The sequence below is a fragment of the Sorangium sp. So ce1504 genome (assembly GCF_051521635.1).
Lineage (GTDB): Bacteria > Myxococcota_A > Polyangia > Polyangiales > Polyangiaceae > Sorangium > Sorangium cellulosum_B.
Map to the genome: position 1 here is coordinate 12,400,879 of NZ_CP150365.1, position 16,156 is coordinate 12,417,034.

At 72.7% G+C, this 16,156-nt stretch carries 13 protein-coding genes; 3 read left to right on the plus strand and 10 right to left on the minus strand.

The genetic code is table 11. The annotated features are described in order from the left end of the window. Positions 1-83: 83 nt before the first annotated feature. The 6 genes from WMF39_RS46730 to hemE all read right to left on the minus strand — a co-directional run bounded on the left by WMF39_RS46730 (position 84) and on the right by hemE (position 7,860). Positions 84-1,205, minus strand: coding sequence for an acyl-CoA reductase (locus tag WMF39_RS46730; RefSeq protein WP_437748124.1), 1,122 nt, complete (start codon positions 1,203-1,205; stop codon positions 84-86). Then, the gene (locus WMF39_RS46735; protein ID WP_437742900.1) at positions 1,205-2,407 is read right to left on the minus strand and encodes an acyl-protein synthetase; all 1,203 of its coding nucleotides are present in this window, start codon (positions 2,405-2,407) and stop codon (positions 1,205-1,207) included. Before WMF39_RS46735 ends, WMF39_RS46730 begins: the two co-directional genes overlap by 1 nt. Positions 2,408-2,447: 40 nt before the next feature. Next, complete coding sequence (locus tag WMF39_RS46740; protein ID WP_437742901.1) at positions 2,448-3,806, minus strand: aspartate aminotransferase family protein; 1,359 nt, start codon at positions 3,804-3,806, stop codon at positions 2,448-2,450. A 43-nt stretch (positions 3,807-3,849) separates the two neighbouring features. Next, positions 3,850-4,749 carry a diguanylate cyclase gene (locus WMF39_RS46745; protein WP_437742902.1) on the minus strand — a complete coding sequence of 300 codons (900 nt, stop codon included), beginning with the start codon at positions 4,747-4,749 and terminating at the stop codon, positions 3,850-3,852. A 1,059-nt stretch (positions 4,750-5,808) separates the two neighbouring features. Next, on the minus strand, positions 5,809-6,594 hold the full coding sequence (locus WMF39_RS46750) for a class II glutamine amidotransferase (RefSeq protein ID WP_272096333.1): 786 nt from the start codon (positions 6,592-6,594) through the stop codon (positions 5,809-5,811). Positions 6,595-6,810: 216 nt separating this feature from the next. Continuing rightward, positions 6,811-7,860, minus strand: a complete 1,050-nt coding sequence (gene hemE / locus WMF39_RS46755; protein WP_437547498.1) for a uroporphyrinogen decarboxylase — start codon at positions 7,858-7,860, stop codon at positions 6,811-6,813. A gap of 227 nt (positions 7,861-8,087) precedes the next feature. On the opposite strand from hemE, the gene WMF39_RS46760 reads away from it, so the two are divergent. Next, complete coding sequence (locus WMF39_RS46760; RefSeq protein ID WP_437742903.1) at positions 8,088-8,672, plus strand: hypothetical protein; 585 nt, start codon at positions 8,088-8,090, stop codon at positions 8,670-8,672. Between the two features lie 106 nt (positions 8,673-8,778). Here the strand turns inward: WMF39_RS46760 and WMF39_RS46765 are convergent, their stop codons facing one another. Further along, positions 8,779-9,966 (minus strand): amidohydrolase, encoded by a 1,188-nt coding sequence (locus WMF39_RS46765; RefSeq protein ID WP_437742904.1) that lies wholly within the window; start codon positions 9,964-9,966, stop codon positions 8,779-8,781. 183 nt (positions 9,967-10,149) lie between these two features. Here WMF39_RS46765 and WMF39_RS46770 point away from each other — a divergent pair, with 183 nt between their 5' ends. Together WMF39_RS46770 and WMF39_RS46775 are read left to right on the plus strand one after the other, a co-directional pair. Beyond that, positions 10,150-11,301 (plus strand): FAD:protein FMN transferase, encoded by a 1,152-nt coding sequence (locus tag WMF39_RS46770; protein ID WP_437742905.1) that lies wholly within the window; start codon positions 10,150-10,152, stop codon positions 11,299-11,301. Between the two features lie 56 nt (positions 11,302-11,357). Then, positions 11,358-11,561 carry a hypothetical protein gene (locus WMF39_RS46775; RefSeq protein ID WP_437742906.1) on the plus strand — a complete coding sequence of 68 codons (204 nt, stop codon included), beginning with the start codon at positions 11,358-11,360 and terminating at the stop codon, positions 11,559-11,561. Between the two features lie 81 nt (positions 11,562-11,642). Here the strand turns inward: WMF39_RS46775 and WMF39_RS46780 are convergent, their stop codons facing one another. The 3 genes from WMF39_RS46780 to WMF39_RS46790 form a co-directional block, all read right to left on the minus strand. Beyond that, the gene (locus tag WMF39_RS46780; RefSeq protein WP_437742907.1) at positions 11,643-12,518 is read right to left on the minus strand and encodes a hypothetical protein; all 876 of its coding nucleotides are present in this window, start codon (positions 12,516-12,518) and stop codon (positions 11,643-11,645) included. 113 nt (positions 12,519-12,631) lie between these two features. Then, on the minus strand, positions 12,632-13,420 hold the full coding sequence (locus WMF39_RS46785; RefSeq protein WP_437742908.1) for an enoyl-CoA hydratase-related protein: 789 nt from the start codon (positions 13,418-13,420) through the stop codon (positions 12,632-12,634). A gap of 44 nt (positions 13,421-13,464) precedes the next feature. Continuing rightward, positions 13,465-16,128, minus strand: a complete 2,664-nt coding sequence (locus tag WMF39_RS46790; protein WP_437742909.1) for a M1 family aminopeptidase — start codon at positions 16,126-16,128, stop codon at positions 13,465-13,467. Positions 16,129-16,156 lie beyond the last annotated feature (28 nt).

Sequence of the window (16,156 nt, forward strand, 5' to 3'; positions counted from 1 at the left end):
CGTCCCGATCGTGTCGCGGTCTGGACGGCGTGGCCGCGCGACGTGCGCGCTCGCTGCGAGCCGCCAGCGCGGGCAGCTGGACGTCAGGCCGTCCGCAGATCGACGGGGCCGTCGAGGGGCGGGCGCTGCATCCGCCCGAGCGCGGAGAGCCGGGCGCGCGGGGCAGCCGCGGCCGCCGCGCGCGCGAGCATCCCGCCTCCGCCCGCGCCGATCGCGGTGATCGCGCCGCGGATCGGCGCGAGCAGCGCCGGAGCGGCCTCGGCGCTGCTCGCCGCCACGTGGACGACGCGCGCCGCCGGCGGCAGCAGAAGCGCTCGCGGCGCCGGATCCAGGCCGACCCCGTGTCCTCGACCTTCCCAGAACGAGCCCACGGCGTCGAGCGTGGCCCGGTACATGGTGACCTCCGCGCGGGCGGCGCCGTCGAGCGGCCCGCGCGGGACGCGCGCGCCCGCCTCCTCGAGCGCCTCGTGCAGGCCGCGCGCGAGCGCCTCCGCGCGCTCGGCCGGGCCTTCCACCAGCGCGAAGCGCGGCGACAGGCAGCCGCGCTGATCGAACGGCACGACGTCCGCAGCGATGTCCCGCGCCGCCTCGACGAGGTTCGCGTCCAGGCCGACGACGGCGAGCCCCAGGCCGGCGCCGTGCCCGCGCACGAGCACGCCCGGGCCGGCCTGGGCCCGCAGCGTCGCCACGGTCTGGTCCGAGCCGTAGACGTGCAGCTCGGCGTGCGGCAGATCCCCGGGAACCCGCTCGCCGGCCGCCGCTCCGGCGTCCCCGAGCGTGATGTCGGCGACCAGCGCGATGGCCCCGCCGCCGCGGCGGAAGCCTTCGTCGGCCTGCAGCGCGCGCACGAGGAGCTCCGCGACGACGGGATCGCGGCGGGACGGGCGCACGAAGACCTCCGGCGCTGTGGCCGTCGCGACGGCGATGGCCCGCAGCGGCGCCGTGCAGACGTTGGCCGCCAGGACCACGTGGCAGCGGCGCGCGCGCCCCGAGGACGCCACGAGCGCGTCGAGCTCGCCGTCGCTCGGCGCGACCTCGAGGTGGCGGTCGAGCGCGAGCTCCACGCCCTCGGGCGAGAGGCCGCTCGTGGAAGGCAACCGCTGGCGCGCCTCCTCGCCCAGCGGATCGCGCGCGTCCGCGAGCCGCGCCGCCGCGGCGACCGCGCGCTCGACCCGGAGGCGCCGCGCCGCGCCGTCGTCCATCATCACGGCCCGCCGCCGAGCATCTGGTCCATCGCGATCGAGCAGCCGCGCGGCGGCGCCCCGGACGCGCGACCCAGGAGCTCGACGCCCTCCGCGGTGACGCGCACGCGGTCGGCGGTCTGGATGGCGACCGCCGAGTCGACATTCGCGAGATCGACGATCCGCGCGAGCCCGATCGCCCCGGCAGGGAGCGGCGTGAGCGTCTCGGGGTCCGCCGCGGTGACGCGCGTCCAGGGAGGCGCGAGGTACAGCCCCGGCGCCGCGCCCGGTGCGCCGGCGAGCGCCGCCGCGAGCGTGCCCTCGTAGAGCTGGCTGGAGAGCTCGGTCATGCCGTACTCGCTCACCACGTGCGAGAGCGGAACCCCCAGCGCCCGCGCGATCGACGCCCGCAGCTCCTCCGCGGGCACCTCGCGCGAGCGGCCCTTGTAGCCGCCGGTCTGCATGACCCGGCTCCCTTCGGGCAGCAGCGCCGCGCCCTCGGGCAGCCGCGCCCCGATCAGGTGCTCGATCAGGTGCACGAAGGCGAACGACGTGCCGAGCACGAGCGCCGGCTCTCCCGAGGCGCGCGCCTCGGCGCACGCGCGGGCGAACCCCGCGGCGTCGAGCTCGCCGCCACGAACGTGCCAGCTCGCCGGCCCCGAGAGGCGCGCGGCGAAGCGGTCGATCATGAACCCGAGCGACGAGTCCGGCGCCTCGTGGAGCGGCGGCGCGAGGACGATCGCCCGGAGCCGCGCGCCGTCGGGCCACAGCAGGCGCTCCCCCCACGCGAGCGCGGCCAGCTCGTACGTGGCGGTCGTGCGGAACGGGTGCTCGCCGCGGGACGCCGCGCCGAGGGAGGTTCCGCTCGTGCGGAAGACGCGCTCGTCCGCCTCCGGCGGGTGGGCCGCGACGCGCGCGAACCGGAACACGTCGCACGGCACAGCGGGGATCTGCGCCGCGTGATCCATCGCGGCGACGTCCGCGCCGCGCGCCTCGAAGAGGCGGGCCACCGGCGCGCAATGCGCGGCCTGGTGCCGGGCGAGGGCGATCGCGAGCGCATCGAAGGTCTCCGGGAGCGCCCCGCGCTCGCCCTGGTCCTGCGGAGGAGAGGCGGCCGCCGCTCGGCCGGCGCCTGTCGAGCCCGCCCTGTCCACGCCGAGCGCCGCCGCCTCGATGAACGCCCGCGCGCGGCGGTGCAGCGCCTCGCTCTGGTCTATCGGTCCCACGGGCACCGGGATAGCACGCGCGTCCTGCTCCGCTCGCGCGCTAGGCCGTCAACACGCGCGCGAGCGCGCCGGCCGCGGCCGAGAGCAGCGGCTCGGGGATGGTGAGCGCCGGCGTCAGCGTCAGCGTCTCGCCGCGCACCCCGCCCGTGAGGACCAGGTACCCTTCGGCCAGCATCCCGCGCATGGCCCGGAGCCCCAGCTCGGCGCTCTCGAGCTCGACGCCGACCATGAGCCCCGCGCCCCGCACGTCGACGACGCCTGCCCTGCGCGGGAGCGCCTCTCGCAGCATCGCCTGGAAGCGAGCGCCCACGTCGCGCGAGCGCGCGGCCAGCCGACCTTCGTCGAGGGCGTCGAGCGTCGCGAGCGCGGCGCTCGACGCGAGGGGCGATCCGGAGTGCGTCGACGTGTGGACCACCTCGCCCTCGCGCGCCCACGCCCGCATGATCGGCTCGGGCGCCACGCACGCGGAGATGGGCAGCCCGCCGCCGAGCCCCTTGCCGAAGCAGAGGATATCGACCGGCGCCCCGAGCTCTCCTGTCCGCGTCATCGCCCCCGAGCGACCGAGGCCGGTCCAGATCTCGTCCGCGATCACGAGCGCCCCGTGCCGGTGCGCCGCTTCGCAGACCGCGCGCAGGAACGCGTCGGGTGGGACGACGCAGCCGCCCCGCCCGAGGATCGGCTCGAGGAGGACCGCGCCGACGTCGCCCCCGCGCAGCGCGAGCTCGACGGCGTCGACCGAGCGCGCGGCGCCCGCCTCGTCGCGCGGGTAGGGCGCGAACGTCACGCGCCGGTTGAGCTGCTCCGCGAAGGGCGACCGGTAGCTCTCGCGCAGCCCGCACGCCGCGAGCGGCGCGTACCCGAGCCCGTGGTACGCGCCCTCGAACGCGACGAGCCCCGGCCGTCCCGTCGAGAGCGCCGCCGTCTTGACGGCCGCGGTGATCGCGTCGCTGCCGCTCTGGCCGAGCAGCGCCATGGGCGAGGGCCCGGGGTGCAGCGCCGCGAGGCGCTCCAGCAGGGCGATCTTCACGTCGGCCGAGTACACGTCGCCGAGCGCGAGGGTCAGCCGCGACAGCTGCTCCTCCGCCGCGCGCCGCACCGGCGCCGCCGAGTGGCCGAGCAGCAGCGCGCCGAAGCCGGCGCACAGGTCGACGTAGCGGTTCCCGTCGACGTCGCAGACGTTCGCGCCGCGCCCGTGCGACAGCACGATCGGCAGCATGTCGGCGCCGCTCTTCTGCGCCCGCGCCTCGCGCCGCCGGCCGAACGCCGGGCACTCGACGCGCTCGAGGCGCTCGAGGGCGCTCCGCGACAGGGGACCAGGCGGCGTCGACAGGATCGCGGGCAGCTCCGCGCCGCTGCCCGCGTCCGGCGCCGCCGGCAGCGGCAGATCGCTGTTCGGCATCGTCCTTCCTCCGCCGGAACCTAGCGCGCCCGCGGGCGGCTGCTCAGGCGCACACCCGGTTTCTTCCGCTGTTCTTCGCGTGGTAGAGGCGCTCGTCCGCGCGCTTGATGAGGTCGTTCGCGGTGCGATCACCCTCCTGGAGGAGCGCCACGCCGACGCTGATCGTCACGCGGATGCTGTCGGCCTGGAACACGAACAGGTGCTCCGCGACCTTTTGACGCAGGGTCTCGCCGAGGGCCGCCGCGCCCTCGATGGACGTCTCCGGCAGGATGATGGCGAACTCCTCGCCGCCGTAGCGCGCGAAGACCTCGTCGCGGCGAATGCGGCTCTGCACGATGCGCGCGACCTCCTTCAGCACGAAGTCGCCGGCCAGGTGGCCGTGGACGTCGTTGATGCGCTTGAAGTGGTCGATGTCGAACAGGAGGATCGCGAGGTCCCGCTCGTGGCGGCGGCCGCGGATGATCTCGCGCTCGAGCGCCTCGTAGAGGTAGCGCTTGTTGTGGATCTGCGTGAGACCATCGATGATGGTCATCCGGTAGATCTCTTCGTGGTATTGCGCCTCCACGTCGGCGCCGGACAGGAACTTGAAGATCGTGGGACCGATCTTCACCCGGTCTCCGTTCTTCAGCACCACCTCGCGGGAGATCTGCTCATCGTTGCAGTACGTCCCGTTGGTGCTCCCATCGTCGACGACCATCCAGGCGTTCGGCCGCTGCTCGAAATGGGCGTGCCTTCGTGACACGGAGTCGCCGTCGAGCACGATGTGGTTGTCCGCGCCGCGACCGACCCTCGTCGGGTTGTTCTCCAGCACGAACCGCTTGCCGAGCAGCGTGGGCTCCTTCGTGTAGATCACGACCAGGCAGTCGGTCGTGTTCTTGCTGCCGCCGCCCGGTGGGGGCTGGACCACCTGCGTTACACGAGTCTTTTCGTCGAAGTCACTCACGCGCGCTCAGCCCAACCCGTCGTGCGACCTAGCCTCGACATTGTTCGAGCTCTTCCCGAGACGGAACCTACCCGGGCGTGGCTCTTCGGTCGCGATGCAACGGTTCGATATGCCCTAGCTCGCCCAACGTCAAAGCGTACTGACATGCCCCGACTCCCGTCAAGACGGCCATCCGGGCGGAGCCGTCTTCAGTGCTTCCTCCGCCTTCCCGACCCGACAAGGGCCTACGTCGCCCTCTGCGCTCCGTCGCGCTCGTCGCGCCCTTCCACGTTCTCGGCTTGTTCCCCGCACGCCGTCCGCCCCTCGCCGCCGTTTGCCGCCGCTCACGCGGCGCCGCACCGCCGGTGCTCGCCGATGCGCCTTGTGGGGCGCTGTGCGCTGCTATCGCAGTTGACGCCCGATCTCTTTCCTCTTGTGCAGCCCGAGCTGCCGAGGACGCGGGTCTCTCTATGCGTTTCCCGAGCGCGCCGCCACCCGTCCGGCGAGCGATTGAGCCGGCAAGGGAGAGAATGGTTCGCTGGAACACGATGTGTCTGTTCGCCTGGCATGTCCGCGTTCTGCGGGGACGAGGCTCTGTGAGTTCTGCCTCAAAACCATGGCGCATCACAACGCTGAACTGAGCGAAGCGGAACGCAGCGGACCGGAACCGTGCGAAGCGGAACGGAGCGAAGCGGCACGGAACGGAGCTGCATCGGAGCGAAGCGGCACGGAACGGAGCTGCATCGGAGCGAAGCGGCACGGAACGGAGCTGCACCGGAGCGGAACCGAGCGAAGCCGAGCAGAACGGCGTGAAGCGGCGCGAAACCGAGCGGAACGGAGCGGAACGGAGCGGAACGGAGCGGAACCGAGCGGAACCACGTGCGCCGCGACCGCGCAGCGGCCCCGCCAGCGTGCCGGTTAGTTGACTTGGCACACAGGGTGCGTAGGATAGACCTGCGTCGCGGCGGAGACCTTCCCCCCCCAGGTCCGTCGCGGCGTTTTTCTTTTCAGGCTGCCGTGCCCATCTCCAGGCCGCGGCACGACAGCGCGCGAGGGGTGGACACCGCGCTGGCGCGTCGGTCAGGCGAGCGACGACAGCGTCGCGCGCAGCTCGCCGCCGTCGAATACCCAGAGCTCGCCCGGTCGTCCCGTGGTCCAGGTCTCGTTCGCGGTGAGCGGGCTCGTCGCGACCACCGCGATCCGATCCTTCGGGGTCGTGACGGCCGAGAAGTCGACGCGGACATCGTCGTCCAGGAGCGTCGCGATGCCGAAGGGGGCCTTGCGGATGATGTGACAGAGCCGGGTTGCGCAGCGGGCGAAGAGGTGGCGCCCGTCGCCGAGCAGGAAGTTGAACGTGCCGTCCTGGCCGAGCTCGCCGCCGAGCGCCGCGATCGCTTCCCAGAGCTCGCTGGGCCGGCGCGGATAGCCGGGGAACGAGCTGCGGAGGCCCTCCAGCAGGTAACAGAAGGCGTGCTCGCTGTCGGTCGTTCCGATGGGGTTGAAGCGGCCCAGCGCGCGGCGCCGGACGCGAGGGAGCGTGCCGTTGTGCGCGAAGACCCAGTGGCGTCCCCAGAGCTCGCGCACGAACGGGTGCGTGTTGGCGAGAAGCACGTCGCCGCGGGTACGGCGCCGGATGTGGCCGATCGCGAGCAGCGTCTTGATGGGCGTCTCGCTGAGGAATCGCGCCAGCGGGCTCTCCGCGGCGGGGCTCGGATCGAGGAACACGCGCGCGGCGCGCCCCTCGAAGAACGCGAGGCCCCAACCGTCAGCGTGGGGACCGGTGCGGCCGCCCCGGTGCCGGAGGCCGTTGAACGAAAAGACGATGTCTGTGGGGACGTTGCACTCCATCCCGAGGAGCTCGCACATGCTCGCGGCTGGACCATATCACCCCGGGAGGGGGTCTGAGATCTCGACGGTGAGGCGCCGATGCGGCTTCTTCATCAGGGCCAGGCGGCGGCGCGGCCTCGCTCCTCGCCGCACGATCCTGGTCAGCGGCGCGATGCGCTGGCGCGGCGCGATGCGTCGGCGCAGCCTGGCGCCCGACGCGCGATCCCGGTCGACGCCGCGGCGCGATGCGCGGCGTCAGCGATCCGGCTCGCCCTGGAGCGACGCGCGCGGGATGGAGTGGACGAGATCGATGACCGCCTTGACCGTATCGACCGGCGTCTCCGGGATGATGCCGTGGCCGAGGTTGAAGATGTGCCCGGCGCGCCCGCCGGCCTCCGCGAGCACCGCGCGCGCGCGGCGCTCGGCGACGGCGCGCGGCGCGCAGAGCAGCAGCGGATCGAGGTTGCCCTGCACCGCACGATCGTACCCGATGCGCTGCCACGCCTTGTCGAGCGGCGTGCGCCAGTCGACGCCGATCACCGTGCCGCCGGCGTCGCGCTGCGCCTCCAGGAGCGCCCCCGTGTTCGTGCCGAAGTGGATGACCGGGACCCCGGTCGCCTCGAGGTCGCGGAGGATGTGCCGCACGTGCGGCTGCACGTGCTCGCGGTAGTCGTCGATCGAGAGCGAGCCGACCCACGAGTCGAACAGCTGCACCGCCTGGGCGCCCGCGGCGACCTGAGCGCGCAACAGGCGGCGGACGACCTCCGAGATCTTGCCCATCAGCGCCGACCACGCCTCGGGGTCGCTCCACATCAGCTGCTTCGTGAGCCGGTAGTCGCTCGACTTGCCCCCCTCGACCAGGTAGCTCGCCATGGTGAACGGCGCGCCGGCGAAGCCGATGAGCGGCGTCTTGCCGTCCAGCTCCTTGCGGATGAGGCGCACGGCGTCGAGCACGTAGCCGAGGCCCTCCTCGGGCTCGAACACCCGCAGCCGCTCGATGCCGGCCCGATCGCGCACGGGCTCGTGGATCACCGGGCCCTCGCCCTTCGCGAACTCGAAGGGGGCGCCCATCGGCTCGAGCGGCAGCAGGATGTCCGCGAAGAGGATCGCCGCGTCCATCCCGAGCCGCAGCGGCTGGAGCGTCACCTCGAGCGCGAGCTCGGGCGTCTTGCAGATCTCGAGGAGCGTGTACTTCTTCCTGAGCTCCCGGTACTCGGCCATGTACCGGCCGGCCTGGCGCATGAACCACACGGGCGTGACATCGGTCGGCTCTCGCCGGCAGGCGCGCAGGAAGCGATCGTGCATGGAAGGCTCCAGGAGGGGCCGACGGGACGCCGTCGGGACGCCCCTTCATGTCCGTTCAGCCATCGCCCGGCAATGGGTTTCAGCCCTTCGCCCGCACGTGGGTCGCCGGGAGCGCGGCGCGGCCCGGCACGAGGCGGCCCGGTCGAGGGGGCGGACCCAAGCGTCGGCTCCCCCGCCGTGTAGACTAGGAGTCTATGGCGCGTCCCTCCCGACCTCCCGGCTTTGACATGACGTACAGGCCCGAGAAGCGCATCGCGTTCGGGCCGCCGCTGAAGGAGCGCCTCCCGGCGCTGCTTTACCTGACCTTCGCCCTCGGCGTCTCGGCGGTGATCTTCTACGGCCAGAACGCTCCCTCGAGCTCCCGGATCTTCCAGTACGTCGTCGAGGGCGATCGCCACCGGCTCGTCTCCTCCAGCGTGTGCGCCATCGTCCTGTGCGCGAGCGCGCTGGCGATGGTGCTGCGCGAGCAGATGCGGGGGGTCGTCGTGCACCCGGAAGGGATCGAGCTGCGCGAGCTGCTCACCTTCGGCGTGCCGCGCGTGCGGCGCTTCGCCTGGTCGCAGATCGACCGGATGGCGGTGCCCTCCGCGCAGGCGAGCGCCGGCGGCGCGGCGGCGGTCAGCGGGACCGTGCCGGCGAGCAACATCCGGCTCGATCTCTGGGATGGGTCCCGCACCTGGCTGCCGGACGTCGGAGACAAGATCGCGCTGTCGGTGATGCTGGAGCGGGTCGCCCTGGCGCGGGCGATCCCGATCGAGGGGGGGACCGGGCTGATGGACGACCTCGGGAACCCCCTTCAGGACGACGGCTGAACGCGCCTGTTTCTGCGCGTCAGAAATCCCGCCAGGGATTGCTGACGCGCAGAAACAGGGCGGCCGCGAAGCGGACGCCGGGGTTCGGGGCGGAGCCCCGAGGGAACTAGCGCGCGCTCGCCCCGGCCTTCCGCTGCGCGAACTCCTCGCGCACGCCCTGCCGCAGCTCGGGATCGAGCAGGAGATCCGCGCACGTCATCGCCATGGCCTTGGCGGCGATCAGCATCGAGTCCTGGCCGGCGGGGCTCGCGGCGCGCGCGGCGAACGCGTGCTGATGGCAGGTCGTCTCTCCCTTGCCGCAGATCGCGATCCACGGATGGATGGCGGGGAGCGCGTGGGACACGTCGCCCATGTCGGTCGAGCCGGTGCCGACGGCGGGGTCCATCTCGAGCGGCGAGCGGCCGAGGGCGCGCAGGTGCTCGCCGAAGCGGCGCGCCATCTTCCGGTTGTTGACCATGTTCTTGTAGCCCCCCTGATCGACGAGCGTGAGCTCGGTCCCGCTCGCCATGGCCGCGCCGCGGGCGCAGCGCTCCACGATCGCCCGCACGCGGGCGAGCTCCTCGGTGTCGAGGGCGCGGACCGAGAACTCGGCGACGGCGAGCTCCGGGATGATGTTGACCGCCTGACCGCCGTTCTTGATGAACCCGTGCACCCGCACGCCGTCGCGGAAGTGGACGCGCTGGCCGTCGATCAGCCGGAAGGTGTCGAGGCAGGCCGTGAGCGCGCTGTTGCCGTCCCACGGCGCGAGCGCGGCGTGCGAGGGCTTGCCGCGGAACTGGAGCTCGAGCCAGGCGCTGGCCAGCGTGTCGTGCGCGAGCAGGTCGCGGTCGAACGGGTGGAACATCATCGCGGCGTCGACGCCCTCGAAGGCGCCCGCCTCGAGCAGCCTGATCTTGCCGCCGCCCCCCTCCTCGGCGGGCGTCCCGACCAGATCGATGGTGCCGGCCACGGCGTCCTTCTGCCGCGCCAGCGCGAGGAACGCGCCCAGCGCACCCGCCGCGATCAGGTTGTGCCCGCAAGCGTGGCCGATCTCCGGGAGCGCGTCGTACTCGGCGAGGATGGCGAGGTGGGGACCCCCGCCGCGCCCGATGCGCGCGCGGAGCGAGGTGGGCATGCCGGCGAGCCCCCGCTCGACCTGGATGCCGCGCTTCTCGACGGCCTCGGCGAGCCAGGCCGCGGCCCTGTGCTCCTCGAAGCGGAGCTCGGGGTTCGCGTGGATGCGCGCGGCGATCTCGCGGAGGTCCGGGGAGAGGTCGTCGATGTCACGCTGGATGCGGCTCGGGTCGAGGTTCATAGCGGCGAGCGATACTACTCTGGATCCGCGCGGCTCGCCCGGGCCATGGTGGCGCTGGCGGAGGAGCTCCGCCGACGCCGCCCGGTGGTGACGCTCGCGCGCTCGCGCGCTCGCGCGCTCGCGCGCTCGCGCGCTCGCGCGCCGCCACGCTGTCGGGACTTCTCATGGAGCCAGGACCCTCGAATGCACGGACCGCGCTGTTCTCCGCTCCTCTTCTGCTTCTGCTTCTGCTTCTGCCCCTGCCTCGCGGCGGCGCTCGCGCTCGCTGCCTGCGACGCGGCCCCACGCGCGCGCCAGGAGGCCGGGCCGGCCGCCTCGAGCGCAGCGCCTCTGCCGGCCCAGGCCGCTCCGCCGCAGGCCGGGCCCGCCCGCGTCGCGGTCGAGGCGAGGGCGATGGGCACGAGCCTGCTCCTCGCCGCCTACACGAGCGAGGCGATGGATGAGGCGGCGATCAGGGCCCGGCTGGACAAGGCGATCGCCGAGATCCGCAGGCTCGAGGGGCTCATGACGACCTGGCGGCCGGACAGCGAGCTGTCGCGGGTCAACGCGGCGGCCGGGAAGGGCGCGGTGGAGGTGAGCCCGGAGTCTCTTGCCGTGATCGAGAAGAGCCTCTGGATCAGCGAGCGCTCCGAGGGGGTCTTCGACGTCACCTTCGAGGCGATGCACGGGCTCTGGAAGTTCGACGAGGACATCGACGACAACGTGCCGCGCAAGGAAGACGTCGAGCGGGCGCGCGCGCTCATCGATCACAGGCAGATCAAGATCGATCGCGCGCGGCGCACGGTGATGCTCGGGAAGCCCGGGATGCGGATGAGCCTCGGCGGGATCGCGAAGGGCTACGCCGTCGACGCCGCGGCGCGGGTGCTGCGCGTGGAGGGGCTGACGTCGTTCTTCGTGCAGGCCGGCGGTGACCTGTACATCGCCGGAAAGAAGCCGGACGGGTCGCCGTGGAGGGCAGGGGTGCGGGACCCGCGCGGCAAGGACGCGAACGACCACTTCGCGATGATCGAGGTGGAGGACCACGCCTTCTCCACGGCGGGCGACTACGAGCGGAGCTTCATCAAGGACGGCAGGCGCTATCACCACATCATCGATCCGCGGACCGGATTCCCGGCGACCGGGAGCCGGAGCGTGACCATCTGGGCAAAGGACGCGCTGACAGCGGACGCCGTCGATGATGCGGCGTTCATCCTGGGGGCCGAGAAGGGGCTCGCGCTCGTCGAGTCGATCGAGGACTGCGGCGCGGTGATCGTCGACCGGAACAACAAGGTGTGGGTGTCGAAGCGGCTGGAGGGCAAGGTCGAGGTGCTGCGGCAGCCGACCGATGGGCTGTAGTGGTCTCGGCCCTGAGGCCAGGTTTCAGGTGTTGCGCTTTGCGTGTGGAGCCAATCGTGCTCTCGGAAACTTGCGGCGTGCGCGCGCTTTCCGAGGAGCTTCGGGCCATCCAACATCAAGGCGAATTCAATGTTGCAATTGCCCTTCTCAACGAGGGAGATGTCGATGCATCTGCTGGATATTGTGTTTTTGCAGATGCCAGGTGCCGCGAAGCGATAATCGTCGCTATGCAGCAGAGCGCCTCGACGAGCCCGATCTGATCCCGGATGCGGCCGCCGCCTTGGCGAGCGCCTCCACGCGCACGGGTTCAGGCGCAGGAGCCGCCTGCGATGTGCCGCGTTTCAGCCTTCGAAGAGCTCGTCCAGTGTCCCGGCCGTCAGGATCCGCTCGGCCCATACCGCGAGCCGCTCCCCGGACGCAGCGAGGACCTGCTCCCGCCTCGCCTCGGGCACTTCTCCGAACCGCGCCCGGAGTTGGCGCAGCAGCACGGCTCGCTGGCCCTCGTCGAGCCCCGCGCGCCGCCCCTCATCGAGCGCTGCCTTTCGCTCGCGGGCCTTGATGGCCTCGATTTCAGGATTGCCCTTGCGCTCCAGCGCGCGGACGACCTCGCGCTCGGCCGCCGCGCCGTCGAGCAACGCGCGGACGGGGACCGGACGGATCAAGCACGGATCCTCGATGGTCGCGTCAGGCGCGAGCGGCACGAACCGCCCCTCAGCCGCCGACCACTCTGCGATCTCGTCACGCTTGACGAAGATGACGAAGACGCGGCGCACGCCCCGGGCGACGAGATCCTCGGCCTTCTCGCGCGCGTCCCGCATCGACTGCTCGTTGACGATCTCGAACGAGAGCTCCTCCAGATACCGGCGCCCGGTCGCCGGATCGGTCCCCGCCCTGCGAATGGAGAGGTCGGTGGCGAAATCCGAGCCCTCGGCGACGCGGGTGATGAGATCGGCCGCGCCGATGTAGCCGGGCCGAAGGTGCGGCGCGATCAGGAAATCCAGCCGCACCTGCTGCTCGGCGTGCGGCTCGAGCGCAGGCGCCGCGACGACCTTGCGCCCACGGATCAGCTCGTCGCGCGTCACCTCGGGCGCCACGAGGTGCTCATCGACGGCCGGGAAATGCGCCCGCTGCGGCTCCGCGGGCGGGAGCCTCACCGCCGCGCCGCCCCGGGCGGCCGGGGCGAGCAGGAGCGCGGCGCCGGTCGGCTTGGGATCCATGCGGACAAGGCTAGCACGAAGGCAGTCACACGAGCTTCGCCGCCGGGCCAGCGCGCGCCGCGGGGCCGCTCCCAGAGCGAGCAGAGGCGCGCCGTCACCGCCGGTCGCTGCCCTCACCGCCCCTTGTAGACCGGCTTCCGCTTCTCGGCGAACGCGCGCAGCGCCTCCAGCCGATCCTCGCTGCGCAGCGTCTCGTCGTAGTGGACCCGCTCGATCTCGAGCCCGAGCGAGAGCGGCACGTCATAGCCGTCGTCGATCGCCCCGAGCGCCGCGGCCTGCGCGATGGGCGCGCCGCTCGCGATCGGCTCGATCCACGCGATCGCGTCGTCGACCACCGGCGTCCCCTCGGGCGACACCCGGTTCACGAGGCCCCAGGCGAGCGCCTCGGGCGCGGTGAGCTTCCTGCCGAGCAGGATCATCTCCTTCGCCCGCGCCTCGCCGACGACCCGCGGCAGCCGCTGCGTGCCGCCCGCGCCCGGGATGATGCCGAGCGACGTCTCCGGCAGCGCGAGCTCGGCGTGCGGCGCCGCCACCCGGAGATCGCAGATCAGCGCGAGCTCCAGCCCCCCGCCGAACGCGACGCCGTTGATCGCCGCGATCACCGGCTTCGGGCTCCGCGCGAGCACCCCGAGGTCGGTCCGGTACAGGCCCACCTGGCGACGGACGTCGTCGGGGCTCATGCCCTGCCGCTCCTTCAGATCGGCGCCCGCGCAGAACGCCTTGTCACCGGCGCCCGTGATCACGATCGCGCGCACCTCCGGGTCGTCCACGAGCTCGCGCCCGAGGCGGCCGAAGGCGAGCAGCGCGTCCCGGGAGAGCGCGTTGCGGCGATCTGCCCGATCGATGGTGAGCACCGCGACCGCGCCGCGCCGGTCGAGCTTCACGGGAGTGGCTTCCGACATGGAGCCTGCCTAGCCGACCGCGGCGGCGCGGCAAAGAGGCTCGCTCACTTGGCGTCGGCCGCCTTCTTGGCCTTGGTGCTCGCCGCCTCGAGCTTGCCAAGCCGCGCCCTGATCTCCGCGTTGTCGCGGCGCAGCGCCTCGAGCTCGTCCCGCAGCCGGTCGAGCTCGCGCTTGCCCGCCCCGCCCAGGTCGCGGAGCACCTCGCGGATCCGACGCCGCACCCGCCCGTCGAGATCGCGGTCGAGCTGCCGCTGGAGCGCGCCACGCGCCCGGCCGTCGCCGAGATCGCCCAGCGCCCGCGCGACGTCGACCCGGAGGTACGGATCCGGCTGATCGAGGAGCTCCTCGAGGAGCTCGCGCGTCCGCCGATCGCTGGAGAGCTTCGGCAACGCCATGATCGCCGCCCGCCGCCCCCGCGTCGGGACGCCGTAGCGCGTGCGGGCCGTCAGGTGCGGCACGGCGCGCTCGTCCCGCAGGTTGGCCAGCCCGTCGATCACGCCGCAGCGGATGACCTCGCCCCACGAGGGGCGATCCAGGAGATCGACCAGCGTCTCGAACCCCGAGCTCTGCCGCGTGGCCCCGAGCGCGCGCGCCGCCTCGGCCTGCACCAGGTAGCTCGCGTCGCGCAGGGCGAGCTTGCCGAGGACCTCCGCCGCCTTGGCCGACCGGAAGCTGCCGAGCGCGCTCGCGACCGCCCGGCGCACCTTCGGGTGCTCCACACCCGCGCTGCCCTCGAGCAGCGCGAACGCCGCGCTCGACTGGAGCGCGCCGAGCGCGGCCGCAGCCGCGGCGCGCACCCCCCAGAACTCGCTCGCGTCCGAGAGCGACTGCCCGAGCGCCCGCGCCGTCGGCGGGTCGTCCCGCCGAGAGAGCGGCTTCGCGGCGAGCATGCGGCCGCGCGCCGTGGGCGCGTGGGCGAGCTGCGCCCGCAGGAGATCGCCGGGCGCGTCGACCCGGACCTCGCCCAGGATCCTGAGGTCCGGATCCACCACCACGAAGCGAGGCCGCCGCGGCAGCGGGATGACGAAGGTGTGCGCCGCCTGATCCACGCGCCGCACCTCGCGCCGCGTGATCGAGCCCTTGCCCTCCGTGAAGCCGAAATCGAGCACCAGGTCGAACGCGAAGACGGGCGGCGTCGAGGCGTCCGGCTGGAGCGCGTGCTCCCGGCTGGGCTGCCCGGCCGCCTGCGCCTGCTTCACCGTCACGGTGCACTGGTCGCCCTCGATCTCGATCTTCACGTCGAGCTCGGGGTGCCCGGCGCGGAAGACCCACTGCTCGAAGAAGCGCTCCAGCGATTTGCCGCTCACGTCCTCGAGCGCGCGGGCGAGATCCCGTGTCTCCACGACCCCGCGCGCGTGGCGCGCCAGGTAGGTGCTCACCCCGCGCCAGAAGAGCTCGTCTCCGAGCTCCCGGCGGAGCAGGTGGAGCACGAGCCCGCCCTTCTCGTAGAGGTGTCGATCGAAGACGTCGAGCGGCGCGTCGTAGTCCTGACAGACGATGGGCCGCCGGTAACGCCCGCGCGCCTCGCCAAGGTACGAGTCGAGATCGGCCTTCAGGCCGTGATCGTACTCGTCGGCGCCGAGGTGGTGCTCCCGATAGACGTGCTCCATGAACGTCGCGAATCCCTCGTTGAGCCAGCCGTGCGACCAGTCGCGGCAGGTCACCAGATCGCCGAACCACTGGTGCGCGAGCTCGTGGGCGATGAGATCGTCCGACGAGATGTCGAGCGCCGCCCGCTCGTCGAGCAGGATGTGCTCGTACATCGTGGTGGCGGTCGTGTTCTCCATCCCTCCGAAGATGAAGTCGCTCACCACCACCTGCGCGTAGCGGCGGAAGGGATACTTGACGCCGAGCTTCTCGCTGAAGTGGTGGATCATGTCCGGCGTGCGCGCGAACGTGCGGCGGCCGTCCTCCTCGCGCCCCTTCGGCACGAAGTACGCGAGCGGGACGTCGAGCGCCGCGTCGTCGATGCGGGCGAACTCGCCCGCCACGAGCGTGAACAGGTAGCTCGGGTGAGGCTCGTCCAGCCGGTAGTGATAGACGCCCTCCTTCTGCGATCTCGCGTCGCTCGCGAGCTCGCCGTTCGACAGGCAGTACCAGCCCGGCGGCACCTGCGCGCGGAGCTCGGTCGTCTGCTTGATATGGGGCTTGTCGATGCACGGGAAGATGTGGCGCGCGTCCTCGTCCTGACACTGCGTCCAGACCTGGCGCGGGCGGTCGGGGACGTGCTCGTCCGGCTGGAGGAAATAGATCCCCCGGCGCGGCGTCGCCCGGTACCGGACCAGGATCGACACCTCGGCCTCGTCGAGCGGCACGGCGACGCGGATCGTCTCGCCGTCGTACGTGTGCTCGGCCGGGTGGAACGCGCCGCTCGCCGCCTTGCCCGCGCCGCGCTTGGGCTTCGCGGCGCGGCCGGCCCCGGCGCTGATCTCGACCGCCTCGAGGTCGAAGCCGATCGCGTCGAGCGCGATCTCGCGCGCGCCGGGGTCCACGCGGACCGCGTCGAGCCGCGCCGTGCCGCGGATCGAGCGCGCCTCGACGTCGAGGGCGAGATCGAGGGCGATGTGCCGGATCGTGAAGGGGCGCGAGCGCTCGTAGACGCGCCTCGTCCCGGCCAGCGTGAAGGGCCGCGACGCGGCCGCGAACTCGGACGACGACAGCACGGAGCCGCAGGCGCAGCGCGAGTGGAGCCGGTACTCTATGGACATCTCCGCGGAGTTTCCCCGCGCGGCGCCC